This window comes from Arcobacter caeni, assembly GCF_003063245.1.
GTDB lineage: Bacteria > Campylobacterota > Campylobacteria > Campylobacterales > Arcobacteraceae > Aliarcobacter > Aliarcobacter caeni.
The window spans coordinates 17,503-32,226 of the sequence record NZ_MUXE01000009.1 but is presented as its reverse complement, the minus strand read 5'-3'; the positions used below and the strand labels follow the sequence as shown (position 1 = coordinate 32,226).

At 26.1% G+C, this 14,724-nt stretch carries 16 protein-coding genes; 3 read left to right on the top strand and 13 right to left on the bottom strand.

All coding sequences use genetic code 11. The annotated features are described in order from the left end of the window. Nucleotides 1-7: 7 nt before the first annotated feature. From B0174_RS07235 to B0174_RS07220, 4 genes are read right to left on the bottom strand one after another with little or no spacing between them, the layout of a single operon-like run. Nucleotides 8-748: a metal ABC transporter ATP-binding protein gene (locus B0174_RS07235; RefSeq protein WP_108559173.1), complete on the bottom strand. Its 741-nt coding sequence runs from the start codon at nucleotides 746-748 to the stop codon at nucleotides 8-10. 58 nt (nucleotides 749-806) lie between these two features. Next, nucleotides 807-1,550, bottom strand: a complete 744-nt coding sequence (locus tag B0174_RS07230) for an ElyC/SanA/YdcF family protein (RefSeq protein WP_108559171.1) — start codon at nucleotides 1,548-1,550, stop codon at nucleotides 807-809. Continuing rightward, nucleotides 1,551-2,480 (bottom strand): ferrochelatase, encoded by a 930-nt coding sequence (gene hemH, locus B0174_RS07225; protein ID WP_108559168.1) that lies wholly within the window; start codon nucleotides 2,478-2,480, stop codon nucleotides 1,551-1,553. Next, nucleotides 2,467-3,069, bottom strand: a complete 603-nt coding sequence (locus B0174_RS07220) for an ATP-binding cassette domain-containing protein (RefSeq protein ID WP_108559166.1) — start codon at nucleotides 3,067-3,069, stop codon at nucleotides 2,467-2,469. Before B0174_RS07220 ends, hemH begins: the two co-directional genes overlap by 14 nt. Before the next feature lie 196 nt (nucleotides 3,070-3,265). Here B0174_RS07220 and B0174_RS07215 point away from each other — a divergent pair, with 196 nt between their 5' ends. After that, a complete protein-coding gene (locus B0174_RS07215) occupies nucleotides 3,266-3,559 on the top strand; it encodes a c-type cytochrome (protein ID WP_108559164.1) in 294 nt (97 codons plus the stop codon). A 28-nt stretch (nucleotides 3,560-3,587) separates the two neighbouring features. Here the strand turns inward: B0174_RS07215 and ccoS are convergent, their stop codons facing one another. Both ccoS and B0174_RS07205 read right to left on the bottom strand, forming a co-directional pair. Further along, a complete protein-coding gene (gene ccoS / locus B0174_RS07210) occupies nucleotides 3,588-3,842 on the bottom strand; it encodes a cbb3-type cytochrome oxidase assembly protein CcoS (RefSeq protein WP_108559162.1) in 255 nt (84 codons plus the stop codon). Between the two features lie 8 nt (nucleotides 3,843-3,850). Further along, nucleotides 3,851-6,292, bottom strand: coding sequence for a heavy metal translocating P-type ATPase (locus tag B0174_RS07205; protein ID WP_108559159.1), 2,442 nt, complete (start codon nucleotides 6,290-6,292; stop codon nucleotides 3,851-3,853). Nucleotides 6,293-6,382: 90 nt separating this feature from the next. On the opposite strand from B0174_RS07205, the gene B0174_RS07200 reads away from it, so the two are divergent. After that, nucleotides 6,383-8,005, top strand: coding sequence for an EAL domain-containing response regulator (locus B0174_RS07200; protein ID WP_108559156.1), 1,623 nt, complete (start codon nucleotides 6,383-6,385; stop codon nucleotides 8,003-8,005). Nucleotides 8,006-8,052: 47 nt separating this feature from the next. Here B0174_RS07200 and B0174_RS07195 read toward each other — a convergent pair whose 3' ends face one another. Genes B0174_RS07195 through B0174_RS07185 form a run of 3 tightly spaced genes read right to left on the bottom strand, consistent with a single transcriptional unit; the run spans nucleotide 8,053 to nucleotide 12,300 of the window. Further along, complete coding sequence (locus tag B0174_RS07195) at nucleotides 8,053-10,278, bottom strand: bifunctional diguanylate cyclase/phosphodiesterase (RefSeq protein WP_108559154.1); 2,226 nt, start codon at nucleotides 10,276-10,278, stop codon at nucleotides 8,053-8,055. A 14-nt stretch (nucleotides 10,279-10,292) separates the two neighbouring features. Further along, entirely contained in the window at nucleotides 10,293-10,934 is a 642-nt protein-coding gene (locus B0174_RS07190) for a transglutaminase-like cysteine peptidase (protein WP_108559152.1), read from the bottom strand. Nucleotides 10,935-10,989: 55 nt separating this feature from the next. Further along, a complete protein-coding gene (locus B0174_RS07185; RefSeq protein WP_108559150.1) occupies nucleotides 10,990-12,300 on the bottom strand; it encodes an MFS transporter in 1,311 nt (436 codons plus the stop codon). A gap of 76 nt (nucleotides 12,301-12,376) precedes the next feature. Here B0174_RS07185 and B0174_RS07180 point away from each other — a divergent pair, with 76 nt between their 5' ends. Next, nucleotides 12,377-12,976: a non-canonical purine NTP pyrophosphatase gene (locus tag B0174_RS07180; protein ID WP_108559148.1), complete on the top strand. Its 600-nt coding sequence runs from the start codon at nucleotides 12,377-12,379 to the stop codon at nucleotides 12,974-12,976. On the opposite strand, the gene B0174_RS07175 is transcribed toward B0174_RS07180, so the two are convergent. From B0174_RS07175 to B0174_RS07160, 4 genes are read right to left on the bottom strand one after another with little or no spacing between them, the layout of a single operon-like run. Continuing rightward, complete coding sequence (locus B0174_RS07175; RefSeq protein ID WP_108559285.1) at nucleotides 12,966-13,292, bottom strand: hypothetical protein; 327 nt, start codon at nucleotides 13,290-13,292, stop codon at nucleotides 12,966-12,968. The genes B0174_RS07180 and B0174_RS07175 overlap by 11 nt on opposite strands. Then, nucleotides 13,289-13,630 carry a hypothetical protein gene (locus tag B0174_RS07170; RefSeq protein WP_108559146.1) on the bottom strand — a complete coding sequence of 114 codons (342 nt, stop codon included), beginning with the start codon at nucleotides 13,628-13,630 and terminating at the stop codon, nucleotides 13,289-13,291. The genes B0174_RS07175 and B0174_RS07170 overlap by 4 nt, the downstream gene beginning before the upstream one ends. Beyond that, nucleotides 13,620-13,907: a type IV pilus modification PilV family protein gene (locus B0174_RS07165; RefSeq protein WP_108559144.1), complete on the bottom strand. Its 288-nt coding sequence runs from the start codon at nucleotides 13,905-13,907 to the stop codon at nucleotides 13,620-13,622. Before B0174_RS07165 ends, B0174_RS07170 begins: the two co-directional genes overlap by 11 nt. Further along, nucleotides 13,894-14,658 carry a pyrroline-5-carboxylate reductase gene (locus B0174_RS07160; RefSeq protein ID WP_108559142.1) on the bottom strand — a complete coding sequence of 255 codons (765 nt, stop codon included), beginning with the start codon at nucleotides 14,656-14,658 and terminating at the stop codon, nucleotides 13,894-13,896. The genes B0174_RS07165 and B0174_RS07160 overlap by 14 nt, the downstream gene beginning before the upstream one ends. Nucleotides 14,659-14,724 lie beyond the last annotated feature (66 nt).

Genomic DNA, 14,724 nt, shown 5'->3' with positions numbered 1-14,724 from the left:
TTTGCCTTTAATGAGTATGTTCACAACAAATATGAGATTTTCCTAAAGCTGATAAAAGTTCAACTTCACATAAATGTTCATTTTGTGTATTTATATTTTTTTCAAGATTTTCTAAAGAGTGATAAACTAAATTTTTATTTATATGAGCTACATTTTTTGCATAATTTAATAAAACAGAAATATCATGACTTACTACAACTATGCAAATTGAGCTATTTAACTCTTTTAACAACTCATAAATTTCTCTTTGACCTTTTACATCAATACTAGCAGTTGGTTCGTCTAAAAGCATAATTTTCGGGTTTGAACATAACGCTCTAGCAATAAAAACCCTTTGTCTTTGACCACCACTTAAATCACCAATCTTTGAATTTGCAAATTCAGCCATACTAACTTTTGCTAAAGAAGCCATCGCACAAGCTACATCTTGTTTTGAATATCCAAATAGTTTTTTTTGTGAGCTAACATGTCCCATCAAAACTATTTCTATTGCTGTTATTGGAAAATCTATGTTTAAGTTTGTATTTTGAGGGACATATCCCACTTGATTATTTTTTATTTTTTTCTCAATTTTTCCCTCTTGAGGAGTTAATAAACCTAAAATAAGTTTTAGTAAAGTAGATTTTCCTCCACCATTTGGACCAATTATTGCTAGAAAATCATCATTTTTTATTGATAAATTTATATTTTCTAATACATCTGTTTTATGATATTTGTAAAATAGATTACTAATATTTATTAATTCCACTAAAAACCTTTATTTGCAACTTTGTTGCAATAATATCAAAGATTGGATTAATCTAATATCAAATCTCTTTTTTAAGATAAGAATATAATAACCCTAAATATTCATGAATTGCTGTTTCACTATTTCTAATGTTTTTTGCACAAAAATATGCTGAATAAGAATCATCTTTATAGGATAGATGATTTGTTGGGCTTGGAAATACTTCTAATCCTTCTTTTTGAAACAATAAAACGGCTCTTTTCATATGAGAAGCACTTGTTACTAAAATAAATTTATCATTTCCTATTATTTTTTTTGCTTCAATTGCCTCTTCTTTTGTATCTTTTGGAGTATCAAGTCTGATAATATCTTCTTTTTTTACACCTAATGAAATTGCTAGTCTTTCTTGCATAAAAGCATGAGAATTTTCATCATTTGAGCCATATCCTGAAACTATTAATTTTGCATTTTCTAGATTTTTATAATGTCTAATTCCCTCAACTAATCTATTTATTCCTACCATTTTTACCTGAGATGTGATACTTAAACTCTCATTGCTTTTATGGCCACTTCCTAAAACCAAAATATAGTTTACTTTTGGAGTTTCTAATAAAGCTTTATGTGTATTTTCCAATGGTGATAAGAGGGCATTTGAAATTGGCTGAAAAGAGAAAAATAAAAACCAAGATAAACCTAAAAATAAGAATATTTTGGCTTTTTTATATGAATTAAACATCAAATAAATAAAAGATGTAAGAAGTAAAAATAAACCTATTGGAATAGGTAATAAAAAAGCTGAGATTGTTTTTTTTAGTAAAAACATTTATTTAATAATATCCTTTATTGCTTCAATAAATTCATCACTATCATTTACGCATTTACATACTTTATAATCTTTTATTCCTATTTCATGGGCAATTTCTCTATATTCAATATCAAGTTCGAAATCTGTTTCTGAATTGTCAACTATAAAGGCTATTGGATAAATAAGTACATTTTCATTTTTAAAGTTTTTTAGCATATTTTCAAGTGAAGGTTCAAGCCATTTTAGTGGTCCAACTTTTGATTGATATGCTAAGTTGATTGATTTGAAATTTATTCCTTTTTGTGACAATTTATCAGATAATATTTTTACATGTTCATTCATTTGTTTTTCATAAGGATCACCTGCATCCACTATTTTTTGAGGAAGACCATGAGCTGAAAAAATAAGATTATATTCACTTGGGCTTTGTATTTTTGAAATAATTTCATCTAAAATACACTCATTAAAAGAATCATTCTTATAAAAAGTTTCAATTATTTGTATTTTGAAATTATCCTTTGCAAAATAGATAAAATCTTCTAAAGAAGATTTTGTAGTTGTCGTTGAATATTGAGAATAAAGTGGTAAAAGTATAACCTCTGTTATTTCATCTTTTTTCATTTGTTCTATAACATTTTTTGCAAAAGGTGGAGTATAACGCATAACTTGATATGTCATAAAATCTTCTATTTTTTCATTTGCTTTTTGGACTAATTTTTCTGTTAATTTATTTATAGGAGATTCATTTCCTATTTTTTCATAATTTTTCCATGCACTATCCAGTCTTGAAGTTACTATAAAAGTAGCAATTAGTTTTCTAAGAAGATTACTTTTCATTGTTAATATATTTTTATCATTAAACATATTTGTTAAAAACATTTTCAATTCAGCTTTATTTCTAGCTCCACCCATATTAAGTAGTACAAGTGCTTTTTTATTTTTTTGCATTTTCTTCCAATCTTATTATTTTATCACTACACCATGAAGCCATGTCTAAATCGTGAGTAATTAGCAAAATAGCACATTTATCTAAAAGTGTGATTAATAATTTCATCACATCATAAGCTATGATATTATCCAAAGCTGATGTTGGTTCATCAACTAAAAGTAAATCTGGTTTCATTAATAACGCTCTTAAAATCGAACATCTTTGCAATTGTCCACCACTTAATTCATAAGGTTTTTTATTTAAAATCTCTTCTTCTAAAGTCAATTTTTCTAAAAAATCAGTTAATTCTTTTGAAGAAATATTTCCTACAACATCTTTTATTTGCTCTTTAATTGAATATGTTGGATGAAATGAATTATATGGGTCTTGAAAAATCATAGCAATTTTTGATTTTTTTATAGTTCCAGTTATTGGTTTTAGACTTCCAAAAATTAACTCAAATAGTGTAGTTTTCCCTGTTCCACTTTTCCCAAAAATTGTTACTAATTCACCTTTATTTAATTCTAAAGAAAAATCTTTATAAATTGGATTATCTTTTTTGTAATAAAAAGTTAAATTTTTTATATCTAAAACTCTTTTTTGATTCAATTTTATACCCTTTTTAAAAAATATACTATATAAAAAACTCCCTTTATCTTAGCAAAATAGGGCTTTTTTTCTTTTCACAATATATATACAATTAAGAGTAAAACTTCTAATTGTTATCAACAAAAAAAGCTAAAATATTAAGCAAAAAAAAAGAAAAAAAAGCTAAAATATTTTTCTTAAATTTAAAGGAAAAAAAATGAAAAAAATCGTATTAACTTCTATCTTTGTTGCTGCAACTGCGGCATATTTATCAGCTGCATCTTTTACAGCATGTGCTGCATGTCATGGTGCAAACGGTGAAAAAGCTGCTTTAGGAAAATCTGAAATTATTAAAGGTTGGCCAGAAGCTAAAACTATTGAAGCATTAAACGGATACAAAGCTGGAACTTTAAATGTTCACGGTATGGGTGCTGTTATGAAAGGTCAAGCTACTAAATTAGCAGACGCTGACATTGCTGATTTAGCTAAACAAATTGCTGCAATGAAATAATTTTTTAAAACTAGTTAATGAAAGTTAACTAGTTTTCTTCTTCTACTTCTTTTTTTAATTTTTCTTTTTCACTTTTTATTTTTTCCTCTTTTGCAGCTTTCAGATTTTTCTCTTTATTAATTGCATCATTTAAGTCATCAACACTATCAAATAATAAGCCATTTACCATCTTACTTGAATCATCAAATTGTCCTGTTTTTGCAGCCCAAATAAAAAGAAGTAACATTCCTGCTGAAATTATAATTCCTACTATTAACATAAAAAAAAGCGTATCATTTATCATATTTATTCCTATTTCATTTTTATTCTAAGTGAGTTTAATACAACCATTAATGAGCTTAAACTCATCGAAAGTGCTGCAATTAATGGAATTACATATCCAGCCATTGCCAAAGGAATCGTTACTGCATTATATATTAATGATAAATATAAATTTTGTTTTATAAATTTATATGTTCGAGAAGAGATTATAAAAGCATCCATTAAAGATTTTAATGAAGAATTTAATAAAACAATATCAGAAACAGCCAATGAAACATCTGCTGAATTTCCCATGGCAATTGCAACATCAGCATTTGATAAAGCCACACTATCATTTACTCCATCCCCAACCATTACAACTACTTTATCTTCTATTTTTAATTTTTTAATGTATTCAGCTTTTGAAATAGGAGTTTGAGAGCTAAAATAATTTTTTATATTTAATTGTTTCGCAATATTTGAAGCGACATTTTCATTGTCACCTGTTAGCATTGTAACTTCAATATTGTGTTTTTGTAAATATGATATTAACTCTTTAGCATTATCTTTTATTTCGTCTTCAAGTTCAAATGTTGCAATAACCTTTTTATTTATTACGAAAATATAAACTGTTTTATTTGATTCAAACTTATAATAAATATCATTTTGTTTTAGTAAATCAATATTCCCACCTAAAAGCTCAAAAGATTTTCCGTCAATATTTGTATATTTAGCGCTCATTCCTTTTGCTTCAATATTTTTTACACTGTCTAATTTTTTTTCTTTTAAGTCATATTTCTTTGATAAATATTTTTTAATAGATTTACTCACAGGATGGTTTGAAGCTGACAATAAAGAGAATAAAAGATTTAATTTATGAATATTATCATCCATAATTATTGCTTTTACAACAGTTAATTCACCTTTTGTTAAAGTTCCAGTTTTGTCAAAAACTACACTTGAAGCAACAGCCATTGATTCAATAAATTTTGCTTCTTTAAAAAGTAAACCTTTTTTTGCAAGTTCAGAAATCCCAACTAAACTAGCCATTGGCGTAGCAAGAGCTAAAGCACAAGGACAAGCAATAACTATTACAGAAACTGCAACAATAAATGACCTTTCAAATTGCGTAGTTCCTGTATAATCAAATCCTAAATCAATACCAAAAAAATACCAAACTAAAAATGTCATCAAAGCAACTGATAAAATTGTTACACTAAATCCTTTTGAAATTTGAGCAGCTTTTGTTTGTATTTTTGGTTTTGAGTTTAAAGAATCTTCAAGAAGTGTAACAATAGATGAAAATGTAGAATTTTTAAAATCTTTCGTAACTTTAAAATTTATCAAAGAGTTACTATTTATTGTTCCACTATATACAATATCTCCAATTTTTTTGTATACAGGAATAGATTCTCCTGTAAGTGTTGATTCATCAAAAAAACCTTCACCATATACAATTTGTCCATCAACTGGCACTTTATCACCAGCTTTTATTTCAATTACATCATCTATTTTTATACTATTTAATGCAACTAATTTTTTATTATTGTTTCCATCTACAACAACAGCTTCAAGTGGCAAACTAGATTTTATTTTATCTAAAGTATCGACTGCTGATTTTTTACCTATAACTTCTAAATATTTTCCAACTAAAACAAAAGTGATAATCATAGCAACCGAATCAAAATAACTTTCACCTTTTGCACCAAATAAAATAAATAAGGAATAGGTATAGGTTAAAGTAGAACCAAAGGCAACTAAAAAATCCATTGTAATAATACGATTTTTAAGCCCAAAATAAGCACCTTTGAAAAATATCCAACCACTATAAAATAATACAGGTGTAGATAATAAAAATTCACCAATATGAATCATATTTTTTACTTCATCTGAAATTCCTGTAAAAAATCCAGTATATTTTGCAACACTTAACATCATTATATTCATACTTGCAATTACAGCAACCATCATACGAATAAAATAATCTCTTTTTGCTTTTGTGGCTTGTATATCTGCTATACTTGAATCATAAGCATAAGCGTTGTATCCAATGGCTCTAATTTTTAAAATAATTTCTGATAGTTTTAATTTTTCATCATCCCAAGTAATTCGAGCTTTATTTGTAGTGAAATTTATGTTAGCTTCGATTATTCCTTTTGTTTCGTATAAAACTTTTTCATTTAACCAAACACAAGCGGCACAATGAATTCCCTCAATAATCAGATCTATTTGAGCAAAGCCATCTTTATTTATTTTTACATAATTATCTAGGAAGTTTTTAGAATCAAATTTGTCTAAATCGTTATTATCTATTTCTAAAGGTGGAGAAATCGTCTTATTCCCAAGCTTTTCATAAAAAGAATCTAAGCCATCATCTTTTAACAGATGATAAACTCCTTGGCAGCCTTTGCAGCAGAAATTTAAATCATTTTCTTCTATCATAATCACTTTAGTAAATTCTAAATGACAATGATTACACTTAACTTTAGACAAAAAAACTCCTACGGTTACTATTACTTTTGATTGTTTATATATTATGTAAATTTATGATATTATATCTTAATAATTTTGGAGAGAGTCTTAATGATAAATAATATTTCAATACTAAAAAATATAACTATTTTATATGCAGAAGATGAAAAAGACTTAAGAGAAGTTACACATCAGATTCTAAAAGGCTTCACAAAAAAGCAATATGTCGCTCAAAATGGACAAGAGGGACTAGAACTCTTCAAAAAATATGAAAAAGAGATTGATTTAATTATTACTGATGTTAATATGCCTATTTTAAATGGTTTGGATATGGTAAAAGAGATAAAAAAAATCAATCTAAATATTCCAATAATCGTAGCAACAGCATTTTCAAATAAAGAATATTTACTCGAAGCCATTGATATTGGCGTGGATAAATATGTTCTAAAACCTATAGATATTGCGAAACTTTTACAAGTAATGTCACAATCTTTAATTTATCATGAATTAAAAGATTTATATACAGATAAACTAACAAATCTTCCAAATAGAAATAAACTAAAAAAAGATTTAGATGAAAATGATATAGATTTAATGGCTCTTTTAGATGTTGATGAATTCTCAACAATAAATGACCTTTTTGGTGAAAAAATCGGTGATAGAATATTATATGAATTAGCTAATAAATTAAAAAGCTATTTTAGTGATGAAGATTATATTGTTTATAGAATTGAAGCTGATAAATTTACTATTGTTTCAAAAAAACATAATCAAGATATAAATGAATTTTACGACCTTTGCAAAGCATTTGCAGATAAAATAGAAAAAGAATCTTTACTTATTGATGAAGCTGAAATAGATATAAATATTACTATTGGTATTGCTCAAGGTGATGGAGCAAGAGCTTTTAAATATTCACAAAGAGTTATAAATTACGCAAGAACAAAACTTCAAAGAATAATGATTTATAATGAATCTTTTAAAATTCAACAATCATTTGAAGAAAATATAAAATGGGTAAAACAACTAAAAGTAGGGTTTAGAGAAAACTTATTTCAAGCATATTTTCAACCTATTGTTGATACACAAACAAAAAAAGTTCATAAATATGAAGCATTAATAAGATATATCACAAAAGAGGGTGTTGAAATTGCTCCTTACAATTTTATAAATGTTGCTAAAAAAACAAAACTTTATCCTAATATCATAAAAATTGTTATTCAAGATGCTTTCAGATTAATAAAAAACAAAAATAAAAGAGTTTCTGTAAATATTTCATTTGATGATATTGCAAATGAAGAAACAACAGCATTTATTTATGAAATTTTGAAACAAAATAAAGAATATACAGAGTTCTTAGAGTTTGAAATATTAGAATCAGAAGAAATTTCTGATTTTAATGAAGTTTCAAAATTTATTTCTGAAATTAAAAAATTTAATTGTATTGTTGGAGTTGATGATTTTGGTGCTGGATATTCAAACTTTAATTTATTAACTTTACTTGATATTGATTTTGTTAAAATCGATGGTTCATTAATTGAAAGAATAAATACTTCAAAAGATTTAGAAATTATTGTAAATACAATTGCAAACTTTTCAAAAGAGTTTAAAGTAAAAACTGTTGCTGAATATGTTTCAAATGAAGATATTTATAATAAAATAAAAGAGTTAAAAATAGATTACTGTCAAGGTTATTATTTTGATAAACCTCTTTGTTATGATGCAATTGAGTAAGACTTGTAAATCCTTTTTGGATTTACAAATTCTTGAAATTCTTTAACTTATCTACTCACTGCATATAAATTATATTTTTTTAGAAATTCCATATCTTCATCATCTTTTACATTTTCAGCAAGAACTTTTATATTTAATAAACCTGCTAAGTCACTAATAGATTCTATAAAACTTTGTTTTGAATAATCTTTATTAATATCACAAGTATAATCTCTTGCAAGTCTAATATAATCAAGATTGAAATCTTTTAGATTTCCAAGAGGAATAAATTTAGTTTCAAATCTTTTTATAATTATTTTTGCACCACATTTATGAATTTCGTCTGCAAAAAACTTAAATTTATCTACATTTTTAGCAACCGCATAAGCTGTTGCTGAAAATACAAGTTGTGTAGCAATTGCTTTATTTTCAATAATTTTATTTTTAATCCATGCAATGAATGCTGTATTATTAATAGATTCTAAAGATAAATTTATTGAAATATCATGTTTAATACTATTTATTATGATATGTTGAATAACTTTTTCAATAACTTTTTTATCGAAGTCAACTACTTTTTCATATTTTTCAGCAATAGAAACAAATGTTCCAATTGGAATATTATTTCCATCTTTATCTTTTAAATTTGTAAATGCTTCTTGCATAACAATCTTTTCATCACTTGTATTTAGAGTTTTACAATTTCCAATATAATTAACCTCAAATCTTGAACCATTAATAATATCAAAAATTAGATTTCTCCAAGATTCCATATCTCGTGAAAGTTCATTTGCATCAGTAATAAAAAACTCATTTGGTCCAATCAAAGTAGCTTTTTCATAAGCTTGAGTTGCGCTTTGCAGAATTTCAGGTGTTGTTCCAATTGGGTTAAATGGAGTTCCTCCTATATGTACAATTTCTTTTTTGTTAAATTCTATAGATAACTCTTCGAAACTTTTTTGTAATTGTTTTGTAAAACCTATTGCATCTTCATAAGTAAAATCTTTAGCAATTAGAGCAAACTCTGAACCAAAAAATCTATAAGCACTTGTTTTTAGATTTTTATATTTATTAGCTCTTAAAATTTTTGCGAATTTTTTAATAAAATCATTAACTTCACTTGTTGTATGAGCTTTTGCAAAAGATGCTAAATCAGTGATTTTTATTACAAAAACATAACCAGTTGATTTATTTATAAACATATGTTTCATATCAGTTTCAAAATTTTGTTTTAAACAAAGTGCTGTTAAATCGTCTGTTGATAGTTTTTTACTTAAATTTTCAAGGGTATTATTTAATCTATTTATTATTGCTTCTATTTTTGTTGACATATCATTAAAAGCAATTGCAACTGCTTTTATTTCTGTTGTCCAAGGAAGATGTTTTATTGTTCCAAATTTTCCACTTGCTATATTATTTGCTAGTTTTTCTAGATTTTTTAAAGGTTTCAAAATATATTGAACAAAAATAAATAATATTGCAATAGAAATAATAAATGCAATAATTGCATAAATACTAGCACTTTTTGCTTGTTCATAAAGTTTTGCATAAGCATCACCTGGATTTGCACTTACATAAATAATTGCACTTGTTTGCCAACCATCACTTATTTCACTTGCTTGTTCTTTTAATTCAATTGGAATGGCATTAATAAACCATTGAGGAATATAATCAAATTTTATTTCTCTTGAAACTTTTACTAAAATATTACTAATTTTTAAAGAAGAAGTTGCATTGATTTTTTTACCAAGTATATTTGTGGCTGTAAAAGATACAAGTACATTTTTATCGCTTTGATAGTTTTCATTTGGCGTAAAAATATAACTATTCTCAACTTCTGGAATATCTGTTTGTTTTTGAGTGTTTATCTCATTTGGATTTTCAAGGGCATTTAATTCATTTTCCATACTAGAAATAGAAGTAAATATTTCAATTTTCCCGATTTTTTCTTCAACTTTAACATTAGAAATTTGCCATTTATCATTATCTAAATCTTTTGTATTATTTATTAAATCACTATCAGTTAAAGAAATATATGAGTTTTCTAATCTAATCTCTTTATAAAAACCTCTGTTTGCAATGGCATTTATAATTGATTCAATTTCAGGATTTGTTTTATCTTTTAGAAGATTTTTTAAACTCATTCCTAATGAAGTTGCCGTATCTTGAGCTTTTGTTACGGACTCAGTTTCTAAATACTCTTTTGTATTTTTAACGCTAATAATAAAATTACCTGTAAAAATCATAAAAAATATTATTGATATGATTATATATAACTGTTTAGATAAAGACATTTTGTATTCCTTTTTTAAAATCTACTCATTAAATCTTTCCAAGATTTAAGTTCATTATTTCCAACTCTTGATTCACCTTTTGTTTTTGCTTGCCATAATCCAGATGCATTAAAACTATAAACAGGTACTAAATCGGGTCTTTTTGATGCAACTTGTAAAGTTTTATTGATATTATCCAAAACAACAGGTTCAACTCCTACTTTATGATAATAAGTTAAAACCATGTGTGCTTGTTCAAATTTGCTATTTGCTTTTTTATAAGATACATAAGTAATTCTTAGTTTTTCATCAGAAATTCCTAATTTAATCAAAGAAAAATATTTGGCAATTGCATAATCTTCACAATCCCCAGCACCAATTCCCATAAACTCAAAAGGAGTTGCCCAATAATCTTTTACACCCCAAGTACTTAAATCTGAAGCATAAGGAATTTTATTAAAAAAATCATTTACATTTTTGATTTTATTCAAAATAGTTTCATCTTTTGAAGATTCTATCATCGCATCCCATTCTTCGACTCTGGTTCTTGCTTGAATTCCAAATTTGTTTTCAATAGATTTTAGTTGAGGTTCTTCGATATTAAAAGTTTTTGAAGCGCTGGAAAATAAAGAGAAAAAAGAGATTAGAACAAAAGATATTATTAGTATTTTTTGCATCTTAATCTCCTTTTTTTGTATCTATAATAGCCAATATTTCATTAAAAATGAAATATTATTTTAGAAGATTTTTTATCTCTTCTTCGCTGATTTTTTCATTATCATATTTTATTGCAATTATATTTTCAGTATTATTTATATACCACTCATCAATTGCATCGTGAGTTAATTTCCCACTATTTTCTAAATGAAATTCATTTAATGATAAATAAGCAAATTTTTTCTTAGATGGATTGTGCATTGTGATAATTAAAATAGCCCATAAAACACAAACAACAGCAATAACAACAGCTAAAGTAGTTAATGACACATCTTGATAAAACATTCCACCAATCATTCCACCTAAGAAAGTTCCTAAATAACCAGCTGAGTTGAAGATTCCTAAAACTAAACCTCTTTGGTGAACTTTTGCAAATTTTGAAGCAAGTGATTGCATAATTGGTTCATGCATATTAAATCCAATAAAGAATATAACAACACCAATTACAAATATAGAAGCACTTGTACTAAATCCAATAATTAAATAAGAAACAGCAAAGAAAATAATACCAATGATTAAAATTTCTCTAAATTTCCCTTTTTTCTCTGCAATAATAGCAGCAGGAGCCATTGAAATAAATCCAAAAATCATAGCAGGAACATACACTTGCCATAAATCAGACAATTGCCATCCATAAGTTTTTGTTAAAACCATTGGAATAATCATAAAAGCAAATGTCATTAAACCTTTTTGTAAAAAGTTAGTGATATTCATTTTTATCAAATTTATATTTCCTAATACTGCACCTAATTCAACTTTTTTATTATAAGTGTGAGTGATATGTGGAGGATTTGGAACCATTTTTAATAAAACAAAAATAGAACCAATAGCAATAAACATTGTAATATAAAATAGAGTTTGAACACCAAATTTAGCCCCAATTGTAGGACCCATTGCCATTGATGCTGCAAATGCAACTCCAATAAACATTCCCATTGTTGCCATTGCTTTTGCTCTTTGTTCTTCTTTTACTAAGTCACTAATAGTAGCTGTCACTACAGCTCCAATAGCACCAGCACCTTGTAAAAGTCTTCCAAATAATAAAGAGTAAATATCTGTTGAAAGCGCACAAATTAAAGAACCAATAGCAAAAAGTATTAATCCAATAACAATAGTACCTTTTCTTCCTAATTTATCACTAATTATTCCAAATGGAACTTGAAAGATCATTTGAGTTAGGGCATAACCACCTATTACAATTCCAACTAAAGTTGGAGTTGCACCTTCTAAATTTATAGCATATACTGATATTACTGGTAAAACTAAAAATAGACCGAAAAATCTTAGCGCGATAATCAAACTAAGAGGTAAAACTGATTTAATCATATATAATCCTAAACATATTATAATTTTACGAGATTATAGTTAATTATAGTTAATAGTAGGTTGAAAAAGGATAATAGTGAAAATAGTAATAGCCTCAGCAAATAAAGGAAAAATTGCAGAGTTTCAAAAACTAATGCCAGATGATGAAGTAGTCGCATTTAGTGAAATTTTAGGTGAAATAGAAATTGATGAAGACCAGGATAGTTTTAAGGGAAATGCTATAAAAAAAGCTCAAACTATATATGATTTATTAATAGAAAAAGGGTTTACAAATATTATTGTAATTTCAGATGATTCAGGAATTTCAGTTCCTGTACTTAATAATGAACCAGGAATTTATAGTGCTAGATATGCTGGAATAAATGCAAGTGATAAAGATAATAATGCAAAATTAATATCAAAATTAAATGAATTAAACTTAGAAAAAACACCTGCTTTTTATACGGCTTGTATTGCACTTGTTTATAATAATCAAGTTTATACAGTTCATGGTTGGATGCATGGAAATGTAATAAATAAAGAACTAGGTGAGAATGGTTTTGGATACGATCCTATTTTTATTCCAAATGGTTTTGATAAAACTTTAGGTGAACTACCAAATGAAGTAAAAAAAGAATTTTCACATAGAAGTAAAGCTTTAAATCTAGCTAATAAAGTTTTGGATGTTATTCTTTAGTCACTCTTTCATAAAGTGAAATGTTATAATTTTTTGCTTTTACAAAAATATCAATGGTATAAATAGAATCTTTGGATTCTATTTGTGCAAAAATATCAAATAACTCATCATCAATTTTTATATGATTTATATCTTTTAAATCCAACTCTTTTATATAATCTTTTAAAAAATTCTTATTATTTTTTGCTTGAATATATAAGTATTGATTTGTTAAATTTATACTTTTCAATGATTTTGTTTCTAAAATAAAAACACCTAAAATGCAGAAGATAGTAATTAAAATAATAGTTAAAAGTAGGGTATAAGCTTTTTTCATTGTAAAAATTCCCATGTTTGAACTATTTTATCATCTAAATTTATAAAAATTTTGATTTTATTTGCTGATTTATTTAAAGTGAATTCTTTTATATTTTCTAAAAGTAAAAAGTTATTAAAATACAAGTTTTGATTTGAGTACTTAAACTTTTCTATTTCATTTTGGTGTTTTTCGAAAAATATTTTGGTAGATAATAAATCTATTTTCTGGATTTCAAGTTGTTGATTAACTCTATTTTCAAAAAATAATTCTTTTGTAAAAAGTGTTGAATATATTATTACTATTGAAGAGATAATTAAAGTTAGAATTACTTCAAGTAGTGAAAAACTATTTTTCATATTTAAAGATTTTTATATTTTCGTTTTCAAATTGATACTTTGAAACGGTAAAATTTTGAGTTGTTTCTTGATTTTGTGTAATTTTCAGAGTTTTATTTGTTTTTGTAAAGTTTTTATAATCTTTTATATTAAAACTATTTTCTAAATTATTTAATAACATAAAGTTTTCTTGATTTATTTCGTCATGATAAGAAGAATACATGAATCCACTTATCACAACGGATAAAAAAGTAATACTAATTAAAGTTTCAATTAAAGTAAAACTATTTTTTACCAAGTTCAATAGCTTTTTTATATGCTTCTTCAACAGCTTTTATCATAGCATCTCTAACACCTGCTTCTTCAAGTTTTGCATATCCAGCAGCAGTTGTTCCACCAGGACTCATAACTGAATCTTTTATAATTGCAGGATGAGTATGTTTTAATAATGATGCAGTTCCCGAAAATAATCCTTGAACTAATTGATTACTAAGATGTCTTTCCAGTCCAGCTTTAACTGCGCCATCTGCTAAGGCTTCAGCAACAAGAGCTAAAAATGCAGGTCCACTTCCAGCAACTGCCGTTGCAATATCAAGTTGATCTTCTGTATTTACCCAAATAGCTTGTCCAATACTTGCAAATATTTCCATTGCTACAAGTTTAGCTTCATTATCACCTGTAATTGTAGTCATAGAATTTTGAACAGAAGCCGCAATATTTGGCATTGTTCTTATATAATGTTTCGCATGTATTTGTTTTTTTAATGTCTCAAGTCTTGTTCCCGCTAAAATAGATAATAATATATTTGCAGTTCCTACAAGTCTTGCTGAAACACTTTGTAAAGCATAAGGTTTTACACAAAATAATATATTTTTTCCTGTTATGTCTTCATTGTCTGTTAATTCTTTTATTGTAATTTGTGGAATTTTTTCTTGGATAGCTTTTAATTTATCATGATCTCTTCCAATTATCTCAACTTCATGATTTTTTATCAAGCCTCTTGCTAATGATTGAGCCATAATACCATTACCAATTAATGTAAGTTTCATTATATTGCCTTTATTAATTATTTAGATAAATTATAGCAGATTATTCCTAAGCTACTATTGGATAGA

Coding starts and splice junctions, on each gene's coding strand:
- hemH (WP_108559168.1), bottom strand. CDS start 2,480: ATGCAAAAAAATAAAAAAGCACTTGTACTACTTAATATGGGTGGAGCT.
- B0174_RS07190 (WP_108559152.1), bottom strand. CDS start 10,934: ATGCAAAAAATACTAATAATATCTTTTGTTCTAATCTCTTTTTTCTCT.
- B0174_RS07230 (WP_108559171.1), bottom strand. CDS start 1,550: ATGTTTTTACTAAAAAAAACAATCTCAGCTTTTTTATTACCTATTCCA.
- ccoS (WP_108559162.1), bottom strand. CDS start 3,842: ATGATAAATGATACGCTTTTTTTTATGTTAATAGTAGGAATTATAATT.
- B0174_RS07175 (WP_108559285.1), bottom strand. CDS start 13,292: ATGAAAAAAGCTTATACCCTACTTTTAACTATTATTTTAATTACTATC.
- B0174_RS07215 (WP_108559164.1), top strand. CDS start 3,266: ATGAAAAAAATCGTATTAACTTCTATCTTTGTTGCTGCAACTGCGGCA.
- B0174_RS07185 (WP_108559150.1), bottom strand. CDS start 12,300: ATGATTAAATCAGTTTTACCTCTTAGTTTGATTATCGCGCTAAGATTT.
- B0174_RS07160 (WP_108559142.1), bottom strand. CDS start 14,658: ATGAAACTTACATTAATTGGTAATGGTATTATGGCTCAATCATTAGCA.
- B0174_RS07170 (WP_108559146.1), bottom strand. CDS start 13,630: ATGAAAAATAGTTTTTCACTACTTGAAGTAATTCTAACTTTAATTATC.
- B0174_RS07200 (WP_108559156.1), top strand. CDS start 6,383: ATGATAAATAATATTTCAATACTAAAAAATATAACTATTTTATATGCA.
- B0174_RS07195 (WP_108559154.1), bottom strand. CDS start 10,278: ATGTCTTTATCTAAACAGTTATATATAATCATATCAATAATATTTTTT.